We start from the raw sequence: 12,432 nt of genomic DNA, 5'->3' as shown, positions 1-12,432 counted from the left end.
CTGCTTGGGTCCGGGGCCGCTTGTTGGTCCAACGCGGTAACGCCCCGCTCGTGCAAGCTCGGCCCGGCTCTTCCGTTGTCTTTTTCGGTCACGAACCGACGACTCGAATCCACTTCCTAGACGAGCGAGGAGCGGAGCATGGGCGGGCACATGGCGGAAACAGAAGCGACAGTCCCAAAGACGAACCTCGAGACATCAGCGGAGGATCGCGCCATCGGCGACGCCATTTCGAGTGGCGATCACCGTACGGCACTTTCCTTGTGCGCACGCCACCACGGCACGGCCATCGGCCGGCTGTGCATGGCGATGGTGGGTTCGAGCTCGGAAGCCGATGACCTGGTGCAAGAGACACTGATCGACGCCCACGCGGGCTTCGCGGGGTTTCGCGGCGAAGGGTCGATTCGCGCGTGGCTCTTGGCCATCGCGCGGCGCAAATGCGCGCGGCACCTCGAGCGCACGGCGCGACGTACCTCGCGGCTGCGTTTGGTGCACGACTCGGAGCGCGGCGACGGCGCCGAGGAGATGATCGAACGGCGTCGGCGCGCGGAACGGGCGCGTGCGGCGCTGTCGACGATCCGCCCGAGCGAACGAGAAGCGCTGGTGCTCCGCTACGCCAGCGAGCTCTCGTTCCGAGAGGTGGGGATCGCATGTGGGGTGGAAGAAGCTACGGCACGCAAGCGCGTGTCACGAGCCCTGGCGAAGCTCAGGGATGCAGTGGGAAGCAAGGAGTGAGACGATGACCGACACGAACCAGGACGTCCTGTGCGCCGAGGTGGAGGAGCACATGGCAGAGATCCTCGACGGCTCGGCGGCGGATCGCCTCTACGATCACGTGGCCGATTGCGATCGCTGCCGCGATGCGCGGCACGATGCCGAAGCGCTGCCGGCGATGGTGGCGGACGCGGCGCTGGACTACGAAGCCCCGGCGGATCTCGAAACGCGCGTGCTGGCGGAGCTCGACCGACGCTTCCCTCACACGCAGTCGGGGCCGGTGGAGCGCGCTCCGGAGCCTGCCGCGGAGGCCAAGAGCGGCGACACGCTGCCCAGCGTGCCGGCGCCGGAAGAGCCCGCGAGCAGTGAGGAGCTCCCCGCGCCGACGGCCACGGAAGAGATGCCGGCGCAGACCGGGAGCACGCCGGCGCGCACGGAGGACGTGCCCGCGCGCACGGAAGACGTCCCGGCCCGCACGGAGGACCATCCGGCGCGTGAAGAAGCGCCGCCGCCGGTGCGTGAGCCGGTGGACGCGCGACCGCGGGTGCTGTCGTTCTCCAAGCGTCGACGCTGGCTGATCGCCGGTGGCGCGGGCGCTCTGGTGGCGGCGGCGGCGGCGGCGATCGTGGTGATGCGTTCCGGCGGCGGCGTGGGGCTGGGCGAGTCCAAGAGCGCTTGGCGCGGCGCCGTGCAGGCCGTGAGCGGACCGGCGGGGGGCCTCAAGGTGTGCGACCCCGAAGGCGCCAGCTGCACGCCGCTTTCGAAGGACGGCGAGATCGGCGCGGGCTCCGTGCTGGTCACGGATGGCAGCACCCGCGCGCACGTGGAGCTCGCGGACGGCACCCAGGTAGTGCTGGACCGCGCCACGCGGCTGTCTCTCACGGGCGACGAGTCACGGCGCGCCAAGCTCGAGTCCGGCGCGTTGGTGGCAGACGTGGCGCACGTGGAAGGACAGACGGCGCGCTTCGATCTGCCAAAGGGGCACGTGGAGGTGCTCGGCACCAAGCTCGCGCTTTCGGTGGTGGACGACAGCGCCACCGTGGACGTGAGCCGCGGCGTGGTGAAGCTCACCGACGAAAATGACCGCTCCGTGGAGGTGCGCGCCGGCGAAGAAGGCCGCGTGGTGGCCGGGGCTCCGCCCTTCGTGAGCTCCGCGCCCGCCTTGGGTGAAGCCCTGGCCTGGAGCGAATCCACCCTGGCGGAAGATCCGAGTGAAGAGGCGACCTCCCGCGGCCTGGGCCAGCTCTCCGCCAAGAAGCCCGGGGAGAAGCAGGAGCGCGCCGGCGCGGTCACCCTCACGGCGCATTCCGTGAAGGTACGCATCGCGGGCGCCATGGCCCGCACCGAGGTGGACGAGACCTTCACCAACACCACGAACGACGTGCTGGAAGGCATCTACCGCTTCCCGATCCCGCCGGACGCCAAGATCGAGCGCTTGGCGCTGGAGGTGGACGGCAAGATGGAAGAGGGCGCCTTCGTGGATCGCGAACGCGCAGCGGCCATCTGGCGCGGCGCCATCGTGAACGCGGCTCCGCAAATCCGTCGCGAGATCAAGGACGAGATCGTGTGGGTGCCGGGGCCCTGGCGCGATCCTGCGCTGCTCGAGTGGCAGCGCGGCGGGCGCTTCGAGCTGCGCATCTATCCCATCCCGAAGAAGGGCTCGCGGCGCGTGGTGCTCGCCTACACCCAGGTGATCCACCCGACCGGCGGCGTGCGGCGCTACAGCTATCCGCTGGCGCACGACCCGAGCGGCTCCACCCGCGTCGACAAGTTCGACGTGGACATCCAGGTGCGCGGAAACGACCCGACCTTCGGCGTGAAGAGCCGCGGCTACGAGCTGTCCAGGGCCAAGAGTGGCGACGCGGACGAGCTCAGCATGCACCAAAACGGGTTTTCGCCGAGCGGCGACCTCACCGTGGAGTATGCGCTGGCGAATCGCGACGCCGAGCTCACGGCCTGGGCCTACCAGCCGCCGGCGAGCGAAAAGGACAAGATCGCAAAGAAGGCCGGCGAGGAAGCGGACGCCCACCAGGACGACGCCTACGTGGCGCTGGCGCTGCGGCCCAAGCTGCCCCGCGCCCGCGAAGCCGTGGAGCGCACCGTGGCGGTGGTGGTCGACTCCAGTCGTTCGATGTACGGCGAGAGCTACCGGCGCGCGACGGCCGTCGCTTCCAAGACCATCCGCGAGCTGGATCGGCGCGACCACTTCACGCTGCTCGCTTGCGACACGGAGTGCCAGGTGCTGCCCGGCGGCGTGCAGACGCCGAGCGCTCAAGCGGCGGTGGACGCCAAGCGATTCTTGGAAGGCATCGCGCCGGAGGGTGCCTCGGACGTGACCCAATCCATCGCGGCGGCCCGCAAGGCGGTCTCGGGCGCGAACGGTGAGCTCCGCATCGTGTACATCGGTGATGGGACGCCCACCGTGGGCGAGATCCGTCCGGCCTACGTGACGCGCGCCGTGGAGCGTGCGGTGCCTCCCGGGAGCGGCACGGTGACCACCGTGGCGGTGGGCGCCGACTCCGACTTGGACACGCTGGACGCCGTCGCGCGCGGCGGCGGTGGTGTGGTGCTGCCCTTCGTGCCGGGTCAGACCACGGCGGAAGCGGCCTACGCAGTGCTGGGGGCGACCTACGGCACCACGCTGCGCGACGTGGTCGTGGAGCTGCCGCCGGGCCTCACGGAGGTGGCGCCCAAGCGCGTGGGTAGCATTTTGGCGGGAAGTGAAGAGCTGGTCGTCGCCCGCATGGACAAGAGCCAGCTGGACGGCACGGTGGTGGTGCGCGGCAAGCTCGGCAAGGAGAGCTTCGAGCAGCGCTACCCGCTGAAGCTCGCCGCCAGCGAATCCAAGGGCAACGCCTTCGTGCCACGACTGTTCGCTGCCACCCGCATCCAGGATCTGGAGCGGGAGACGGACGCTGAGTCGAAGAAGGAAGCGATCCGCCTGTCGAGCGCCTTCGACGTGGCCAGCCGCTTCACCTCGCTCTTGGTGCTGGAGAGCGAAGCCATGTTCCGCGCCTTCGGCCTCGACAACACGCGCACCTCGCATCAGTGGACCGGCGAAGAGGCGGCGGAGTCGTCCGTCGCGGCGGGCGCCATCGACGTGGACGACGAAGAAGCCGACGCCTTCGACGGCCTTTCGGCCAAGGACGACAGTGGGTACAAGAAGTCCAAGAGCGCGAACGGTCCGATGGCGATTGGCGGCGCTACCGCGTCCGGCGCTGGAGGCCTGAGCCGCGGCCACGCCTCGGCTCCGATGGCGCGCCCCGCGCCGAAGCCGGCGGCAACCTCGGGCGACTTCGCCGCGAGCGAAGCTGCGAAGGCGCCGCCTCAAATCGCCGTGGACGAGGAGCCCCCGATGTGGCGCCAGCCGCGGCGCATGATCCCGATGCGCCGTATCTGGGAGCGCAAGGGCACCATCGAGGCCGGGCGCGTGACTCCCAAGGCGGCGACGCCGTCGGCCATCGCCGCGGCGGAGCGCGATCTCGACCAGAACCCGAACCGGCGCGAAGCCGTGAAGAAGGTGTACACGCTGTATGCCCTGGCCGGCGACGTGGAGCGCGCGTTCACGACGGCGGAGCGCTGGAGCGAGAAGGAGCCCCTGGACCCCGAGGCCCTGACGGCGCGAGCGGATCTGGCGGCGCGCTCCGGCGATCGCGATCTCGCGATCCGCATCCTGGGCAGCGTGGTGGACGTACGTCCGGACGACGTGGCCTCGCAGGAGCGACTGGCACGGCTGCACCGCTGGGCCGGCCGTCCGGAGATGGGCTGTCGTCACTCCTTGGCCATCGCTCAGATCCGCTCGAAGGATCCGAAGCTCCTGGCAGAGGCCGTCAGCTGCGCTCGCCAGACCGGTGAGAGCCGCATGGCCGACGACATGTTGGCGGCGGTGAGCGACAGTGAGCGCACCATCGCGGAGCGGCTGGTGACCAAGGTCGACGCCCGCAAGGACGACCTGTCGGGTGACCTCCGGGTGGAGGCCAACTGGAACGGCGGCGGCGACGTGGACTTGGCGCTGCTGCACCCGGACGGACACCGCGTGTCCTGGCTCGGCGCTCCCACCCGCTCGGTGATCTCGGCGACGGACGTCACCAGCACTCGCCACGAGGGCCTCGCCCTGCGCGGCGCCAAGCCCGGTGAGTACGTGGTGGAGGTGGTGCGCGCCTCGGGCAACGGCCCCATCCGTGGTGACGTGACCATCACCGTGGCGGGCACCCGCCGGACGCTGCCCTTCGACCTGGAGGGCAACCGGGAAACCGTGGGTATCGCCAAGGTCTCCATGCAGTCCCGCCTGGTGCCTGTGAACGGCGGTTTCATCGGCTGGCGCCGGTGACCTGTAAGACCCGGCGCCTCACCCCGTTGTCACCTCAGGAAGGACGAAAGATGAAGCGAATCACGGCACTCGGGATGACTCTGTTGGCGCTGGCGGCGGCCTGCTCCGCCACCCGCGAGAACCAGGCGGTGGCGACGGGTGGGCAGAACCAGGTCGCCAAGGGCGACGGCAATGTGATCGCCACTGGTGACGATCCCGAGAGCGGAGACGACGACGGGGATTGGGGCATCATCGGCGATCCGAGCTACCCACGCGTCGTCTCCAAGGTCGTCGGCATGGTCAACGACAGCGACGTGCGCGCGGGGGCTCAGCGACGTGGTCTCGATGTCCTGAACGTGATGTGGGAGGACACGGGCCGCGCCCAGGGCTCGTCTCTGGGCCCCAACATCTCCGACCTCACGCTGCAGGTGCGCTACCGGGAGTCGGAAGACGCGCGCGACACCACTGCTTTGATGCCGGTGATTCGTTTCCCCAACTTCTCGGATCGTACCGGGGACGTCCGTGCCGACAAGTTCTTCGTGCGCGTCGGCAACCACCGCGACAAGCGTCACCTGAAGAGCGTGCCGCTGACGGACGTGCTCAAGAACATCAAGAAGTTCGCCTCCAAGCCCTGGAGCATCGAGGGCAGCGGCAACCTGCTGGCCAAACGCGACACGCACTTCCTGGTCAGCGCCCAGGCCGTGTTCCTGCCCATCCCCAAGAAGGGCAAGGCGGAGTTCAACCCGGTGGTCTTCAACTACCAGTCCGCTCCGGGCTCTCCCGCCGTGCTCGCCATCTTGGTCACCCGCCAGGGCACCAGCATGAGCATCGTGGAGAATCGTCCGGAGGAGAGCGGCACTCGCGGCTGGGGCCAGGAGCTGTACTTCAACAACGAGGGCATGCGCGCCGCCTTCACCGCGGAACGCCGGAGCGACGTCAAGCAGCGCATCCAGGCCCAAGGCGGCCCCAAGTCCGCCGACGACAAGAGCGCCCTCTCGCGCGGCTCCGACGCGCTGTTCTTGATCCAGGTTCCGCTCAAGCACAAGAACCGCGGCTACCTGGGCGGCCTGCCCACGGACGGCGCCGCGATGGCTGATGAAGAGATGGCCGCGCCCGCCGCGGCTCCTGCGCCCAAGATGGCTGCTGGCGGCTCGATGAAGATGGAGAAGAGCGACGTGGAGCAGGCCGTGCTCGGCCACGGAAAGAACCGCGGCCCCTTCGAAGAGGGTGGCGGCCTCCGGCTCGAGCGCGACGATCGCTTCCCGATCCGGATCACGGTGCAGTTCTACAAGGCCACCAGCAACGGCGTGGTGGACGAGAAGGACCTGGACGGCATCGCCAAGAGCATCGGTGGCGTGTACGAGCACGCCGACTTCGTGGGCAGTCTGGTGCTGCCGGAAGGCGACCCGCGCCGCCCCACGGAGTGGCAGCGCATGCCTCGCGAGTGGTTTCCTTGGTGAGCCTCGCCGAGCGACTGTGACACGCAAGGCCCGCTGGGTTTCGAGCCAGCGGGCCTTGCGCTTGGATACGGGGCGAGCCGGCGAAGCGCGACGGCGTCGAGCGCGCAGGCTTCTGTGGCCCTACTGCTCGATCGCTCCCACGTCGATTGCGTCGCTGCGCATCACGCCGAAGTAGTCGAGCTCGAACCCCGGCTGAAGCACGGCGTTGCCCAGTGCGTTGCCCTTCGGGAAGAGAAAGGTCGCGGAGTTGGGGTCGACGGCGACGTAGATCGCATCCGCGCTACCAGTCAAGCCGCCGGAGCCGCAAGCAGACCCTTGTTCACACAGGTTGTCGTTCGACGTGAAGCCACTCGCGCGGTTCAGCGGATTGACGCCACCGTTGGCGGGAGCCAGCAGGATGTTATTTCGCACTTCGGCCTTGTAGCCATCGACACTCGCGGTGATGGCGTGGCTGTTCAACGTGACTGGAGACGCGTTGGCGTAGTCCCAAACCGTGTTGTTGATGATCTTGAAGTGGGACGCGTCGGCGAGGCCATAGTCCACGAGGGCAAATCCGCCGCCCAGATCCCAGGCGATGTTGTTCGAGATCTCCACGTTGTCGGTGACGCCGCCGCAAGCGCCGGCCGGTTGCACAGCCATCGAAATGCTCTGGTTGCCGGAACTGGCGTAGCCGATGTGGTGAAACGCGTTGCCGTCGACAATCAGACCGCTCGAGTCTGCCCGCGGCTCGATCTGGATTCCGCGCCCGTCAATTTCACGAAACACGCTATTGCGAAACTCCATGTCCGTAAGCCACGTGTCCTTTGCCGAACAACCCGTACCCCCGCCTGCATAAACGCCGTAGTAGCTGCCGGCGTTGTAGATTTCCGAATTGATGAAGCGGAAGTTGTGGATGTGGGTGCCGCTGCCCGCTCCGGGGCCCAGCGCCGGACCGGCAGATTGATTGGCGTCGATTCGCACGCGCCAGAGCGTGATGTCGTCGCTCTTGACCACGAGGGTGTAGCCGTTTTGACTGCCGGAGCAGCCACTTCCCACGAAGCGGAACAGCATGTCCGGTCCGCCGTCGAACACGACATGGTGGGTGCTAGCGCCCGCGATCGTATTCGCGTCTGACACGTTGCAGCCGGACTGGGCCTTCATCGTCGCAAGTGTCGTGTCGTTCGGCCAGGGTCGCACGACGATTTCCTTGCCGGGTGCGCCAGCCAGCTGGCTGTTCGTCAGCTGCAAATACCCATCGCCTTTCAAATGGATGATGGCCGGCCCGCCGTTCGTCCCTGGCTTCCCCGTAACGTCGCTCAGCGACTTGCAGGGCGCTGCTTGCGTGCAACTCGAACCCGATCCGTTCGTCATGTCGACGTAGTAGGTGTTGGACACGCCGGCGGCATCAGGCAGCAGTAGGCTCAGGCAGCGCGGCTTGGGGTAGCCCAACGGATCGGCGAATTGGACGCTGCACTCTCCAGCCCTGGTTCCTCCGGCGCCACCTGTGGCACCGGCTGCTCCGCCGATGCCTCCTCCGCCGGGTGTTCCGCCGCCGCCTCCTCCGCCGACTCCGCTACTTCCACCACTCGTGCTCGTGCCTCCCACCCCGCCGGTCACACCTGCGGCGCCCCCTGAGTTGGAACCGGCCCCGCCACCTTCCGTACTGTCGCCGCAGCCGGCGGACATGAGCAGCACGCCGATACCGATGCACGCGGTCCAAAGCGCTCTTCTTTGATTTTTCATCGGTAACGCCCTTCTCAGAGTGCGCGAGCGCGCCACCCCAACCCCAACAAGTAGCTGTTGAAGCCACAGAGCACCCGACGGTCGCGAGCGTATCACTCCGTTGGACAAGGCGCCGCAGCAACGGCAGCGGTCACGCATCCATCACGTAGCCACGACCGACGACAAGGCGGTCACGGCGCGGGCATCGAGCACGAGGCGCTCGGGGTGGTAGCCGGTGGTGGCCAGGTCGAACGCCTGAAGGCTGCCGTTCGCGGACGCGTAGACGCGCAGTCGTGCCGGCTCGGCGGACCCGTCGGGGTCACCGTGCACCTCGAGCTCGGCCCACAAGATCTGCCCTTGGGGTCCCGACTCCATGAAGTGCCGCATTGCGGCCTCGTGGTCGCTTCGCTCCTCGGGCGAGAGGTAGCCCCCAACCAGGGTCTGATAGATGATCATCAGGCCGTCGTCCTTGGGGGGTCCGACCTCGGCGAGGATGCGACGGAGGCTGGCGATGTTGGCGCGTTCGAGCCGGGGGCGGGGTTCGGGCGCGGAGCGAAACGCCTCGATGGCGGCTTGGAGTCGGGACAACCGCACGTCCTCGCCCGGCCACACGCACGCGCGGAGCCACGCGGCTTCGCGGGGGTCGGCGACGTCGATCGGTGACCGGTCGAGGCCGAGCCGCAGGGGGGCGTCGACGCGACGCGCTGCGGGGACGGGCCGCCCATGCTGATCGATCCACGACAGATCGAGCCGGTCCGCCACGAGGTTGAGCCCGGCGCTGGCCCCCACGTCCAGCAGCGTCACGCGCCGTGCCCCGCCGTCGGCGCCTGCGAGCGCGGCCGGGAGTCTCCAGGTGATGGCGCGGCTGACCTCGTTGGTCTGCACGAAGCGGGTGCGCAGCGACATCCATACCCCGAGTCGGCGCGGGCTGAGCGCATCCATCACCGCCTCTGGTGTGACTGCAGCGGGGTCCGAGGCTCCCTCGCCGAGCGCCGGCCAAAGCGGGTGCGTGGCGCCGTCCGTCAACACGTCGGCACGCACGGACGCCAGCAAAAGGAGCGGGCGCGAGTAGTACGCCTCGAAGCTGCGCTTGTGCCAGGCGGACTCCAGTCGCTGGTGGAAGGCGTTGTCCCTCTTGGGCCCGCTGATGCGCTGCAAGACGACTCGCAACAGCCGCGTGTAGGCGGGGACGCGGGTGCCCAGCAGCTTGATCTGCAGCTGGAGATCGCGCTCGACGCCCTCCGAACCTCGAATCTCTTCGTTCAAATGTGGACCGTACTCGATCTCTCCGAAACCTGGCCAGACGGGGTTCGTCGGAAGCGCTCGGGGCCACCGCCGCGCCGGCGGGGCCGCGAGGTTCCGCGGCGGACCAACCCCCTTCTGCTCCCTCTAGCGGCGATCCGGCCCTGTGGTAGCCTCCGCGCTCGACCCCACATGACCGGCGTTCAGCTCCTCGTGCTCATTACGGTAGCGCTCATCGTCGCCGGCGTCCTCGAGCTGACGTTCCACAAGCGAAACCTCGCGAAGATCCGCATTCGCGTGCACGTGAACGGGACGCGGGGCAAGTCCAGCGTCACGCGGCTGATCGCGTCGGCGCTGCGGGAGAACGGCATCCGCACCTGCGCCAAGACCACGGGCACGCTGGCGCGCTTCATCCTGCCGGACGGCCGCGAGCTGCCCATCTTCCGCCCGGCGGGGGCCAACGTCATCGAGCAGAAGCGCATCGTGGCGACGGCCGCGGCGCACGACGCCGAAGCCTTGATCGTGGAGTGCATGGCGCTGCAGCCGGAGCTCCAGGCCCTGTGCGAGATGAAGATGATCCGCGCGACGCACGCGGTGATCACCAACGCGCGCCCGGATCACCTGGACGTGATGGGCCCTTCGGACACGGACGTGGCGCGGGCGCTGGCGGGCATGACGCCGGTGGACGGCAAGCTGTACACCGCGGAGCAAAAGGAGCTCGAGCCCTTGCGACTGGCCGCCGAGGATCGCAACACCACACTGGTGGCGGTGGGCCCGGACGACGTCGCCGAGGTCACCGCGGAGGAGCTCGAGCCCTTCGCCTACAACGAGCACCCGGACAACGTCGCCGTCGCGCTGAAGGTGTGTGAAGACCTCGGGCTGGACCGCGAAGCCGCGTTGCGCGGCATGTGGAAGACGCCGCCGGATCCCGGCGCCCTCACGGAGTTCAAGCTGGACTTCTTCGGTCGCCACATCATCTTCGTCAACGGATTCGCCGCCAATGACCCGGTCAGCACCCAGCAGCTCTGGAACCAAGCCCTCGCGCGCCACCCCGAGGTCTCCACTCGCATCGCGGTGTTCAACTGCCGCGCGGATCGCCCCGACCGCAGCATGCAGCTCGGCGAGGACTACTCCAGCTGGCAGCCCGCCGATCACGTGGTGTTGATGGGCACTGGCACCTATCTCTTCGCCCGCGCGGCCATGAAGAAGGGAATCGATTCCGGGCGGCTGGTGTTCGCCGAAGATCTGGGCGTGGAAGAGCTGTTCGAGCAGATCGTCGGTCTGGTAAACGGCACCGCCCTGGTCATGGGCATGGGCAACATCGGCGGGGAAGGCTTGCCTTTGACGCGCTACTTCCGCAATCGTTCGCACCCCTCGGAACTCCGATCATGATCGAGCTCTTGCCGCTGAGCGTGGGCATCGGCCTCGCCATCAGCCTGTTCTTCACCGAAATGTTCGGCATCGCCGCCGGCGGTATGATCGTGCCGGGCTACCTGGCGCTGAACCTCACGCGCCCGATAGACGTGGCCCTCACCATCGGCGCGGGCTTCGCGACCTTCGCCATCGTCCACACGCTGTCGTCCTTCACCATCGTGTACGGCCGCCGCCGCACGGTGCTCATGATCCTGGTCGGCTACCTGGTGGGCATGGCGGTGCGCTTCTCCGCTGGCAGCATCGGCCACGTGGATGGCAACGAGCTCACGGTGATCGGCTTCATCATCCCTGGCCTCATCGCCATCTGGCTGGATCGCCAGGGCATCGTGGAAACCCTGGCCGCGCTGGTCACCGCCTCGGTGGTGGTGCGGCTGATCCTGGTGATCATCGTGGGGCCGGAGCTCCGCGGATGAAGCGCGTCTACTGGCGGCCGCCGGGCGTGTCGCGTCCGGCGTTGGTGATGATCGCGCTGGTCGCGGTCATCTCCCTGCTCGCCGTGGAGCGCTTTCCGGTGGTGCGCCGCCAGCGCTGGTACGGAGAGAAGCTCGCGGCTTCGCGGCTGTCGCTGGACGCCATGAAGGCCATCAAGACGGAGCGGCTCAAGCGCGGCTACGTCATCGATCCCGAGGCCGACCCTCATCAGACGGGTCTCCTCGGCTTCCCCATCACGCCCATCACCAGCAACACGGGCTACCTGGACGCCAAGCGCGCCAGCACCAACCCGAACTTTGCCGCCGTGCTGGTGCACATGCTCAAGCGCGCCGGAGTGGAGAGCGGGGACACGGTGGCCGTGGGCGTCAGCGGCTCCTTCCCCGCGCTGTGCATCTCGGCGTTCGCCGCCATGCAGACGTTGGAGCTGCACCCCATCGTGGTGGCCAGCGTGTCGGGCTCCGAGTGGGGCGCCAACGATCCATCGCTCACCTGGATCGACATGGAGCACCTGCTGTACGACAAGGGCTTCTTCTCGTTCCGCTCCGTGGCCGCCTCCCGCGGCGGCATCGACGACCGCGGCTTCGGCTTGTCGAAAGAGGGCCGCGGCTTGATCGACGCCGCCATCGATCGCAACGGCCTCGAGCGCGTGGACTCGTCGTCGCTGGTGGACGCCATCGAGCGGCGCATGCAGATCTACGATTCCAAGGCGGGCAACCACCCGATCAAGGCCTACATCAACGTGGGCGGCGGCTCCGCCTCCGTGGGCACCCACGTCGGCAAGAAGCAGTTCCACCCCGGCCTCAACCTGGAACCGCCCCGCGGCGAGGGCATCGTCGATTCCGTGATGCTGCGCTACTCCGAGCGCGGCGTGCCGGTGATCCACCTCTCGTCCATCGCGCACATCGCCAAACAATACGGCATCCGCGCGGACTCGGACGCCAGCCCCAAGATCGGCGAAGGCGCCGTCTACTCCAAGGCGGAGTACAACCGCTGGCTCGCGGGCGGCGGCGTGCTGCTGGTGCTGTTCGTGATGCTCGCGTTCATCCGCTTGGACGTGGGCTTGCGCATCTTGCGCGTGCGCCGGAAGGACAAGGGCAAGCAGCCGCAACAGATGGTGTGAGGGCGTTTCCGCGGCGCACCGAC

At 68.2% G+C, this 12,432-nt stretch carries 8 protein-coding genes; 6 read left to right on the top strand and 2 right to left on the bottom strand.

Annotation, left to right across the window (positions count from 1 at the left end):
• The first annotated feature begins 150 nt into the window (after window positions 1–150).
• The 3 genes from H6717_02625 to H6717_02615 are packed head-to-tail and all read left to right on the top strand — an operon-like array spanning window position 151 to window position 6,480.
• Window positions 151–732: an RNA polymerase sigma factor gene (locus H6717_02625; protein MCB9575911.1), complete on the top strand. Its 582-nt coding sequence runs from the start codon at window positions 151–153 to the stop codon at window positions 730–732.
• A gap of 4 nt (window positions 733–736) precedes the next feature.
• Window positions 737–5,041: a FecR domain-containing protein gene (locus H6717_02620; protein ID MCB9575910.1), complete on the top strand. Its 4,305-nt coding sequence runs from the start codon at window positions 737–739 to the stop codon at window positions 5,039–5,041.
• A gap of 50 nt (window positions 5,042–5,091) precedes the next feature.
• Entirely contained in the window at window positions 5,092–6,480 is a 1,389-nt protein-coding gene (locus H6717_02615) for a hypothetical protein (protein MCB9575909.1), read from the top strand.
• 120 nt (window positions 6,481–6,600) lie between these two features.
• Here H6717_02615 and H6717_02610 read toward each other — a convergent pair whose 3' ends face one another.
• Entirely contained in the window at window positions 6,601–7,854 is a 1,254-nt protein-coding gene (locus H6717_02610; protein MCB9575908.1) for a right-handed parallel beta-helix repeat-containing protein, read from the bottom strand.
• 489 nt (window positions 7,855–8,343) lie between these two features.
• Window positions 8,344–9,447, bottom strand: coding sequence for a DUF2332 family protein (locus H6717_02605; protein MCB9575907.1), 1,104 nt, complete (start codon window positions 9,445–9,447; stop codon window positions 8,344–8,346).
• Between the two features lie 168 nt (window positions 9,448–9,615).
• Here H6717_02605 and pgsB point away from each other — a divergent pair, with 168 nt between their 5' ends.
• The 3 genes from pgsB to pgsW are packed head-to-tail and all read left to right on the top strand — an operon-like array spanning window position 9,616 to window position 12,409.
• Window positions 9,616–10,815: a poly-gamma-glutamate synthase PgsB gene (pgsB, locus tag H6717_02600; protein ID MCB9575906.1), complete on the top strand. Its 1,200-nt coding sequence runs from the start codon at window positions 9,616–9,618 to the stop codon at window positions 10,813–10,815.
• Window positions 10,815–11,270: a poly-gamma-glutamate biosynthesis protein PgsC gene (gene pgsC / locus H6717_02595; GenBank protein MCB9575905.1), complete on the top strand. Its 456-nt coding sequence runs from the start codon at window positions 10,815–10,817 to the stop codon at window positions 11,268–11,270. Before pgsB ends, pgsC begins: the two co-directional genes overlap by 1 nt.
• A complete protein-coding gene (gene pgsW, locus H6717_02590; protein MCB9575904.1) occupies window positions 11,267–12,409 on the top strand; it encodes a poly-gamma-glutamate system protein in 1,143 nt (380 codons plus the stop codon). Before pgsC ends, pgsW begins: the two co-directional genes overlap by 4 nt.
• The last annotated feature ends 23 nt before the right edge of the window (window positions 12,410–12,432 follow it).

Source organism: Polyangiaceae bacterium (assembly GCA_020633235.1).
Classification (GTDB): domain Bacteria; phylum Myxococcota_A; class Polyangia; order Polyangiales; family Polyangiaceae; genus JACKEA01.
This window is presented reverse-complemented; position numbering and strand designations above follow the sequence as displayed.

Bases quoted from the DNA above. Each gene is read 5' to 3' on its own strand.
- H6717_02625 (MCB9575911.1), top strand. From the start codon at position 151: ATGGCGGAAACAGAAGCGACAGTCCCAAAGACGAACCTCGAGACATCA.
- H6717_02620 (MCB9575910.1), top strand. From the start codon at position 737: ATGACCGACACGAACCAGGACGTCCTGTGCGCCGAGGTGGAGGAGCAC.
- H6717_02615 (MCB9575909.1), top strand. From the start codon at position 5,092: ATGAAGCGAATCACGGCACTCGGGATGACTCTGTTGGCGCTGGCGGCG.
- pgsB (MCB9575906.1), top strand. From the start codon at position 9,616: ATGACCGGCGTTCAGCTCCTCGTGCTCATTACGGTAGCGCTCATCGTC.
- pgsW (MCB9575904.1), top strand. From the start codon at position 11,267: ATGAAGCGCGTCTACTGGCGGCCGCCGGGCGTGTCGCGTCCGGCGTTG.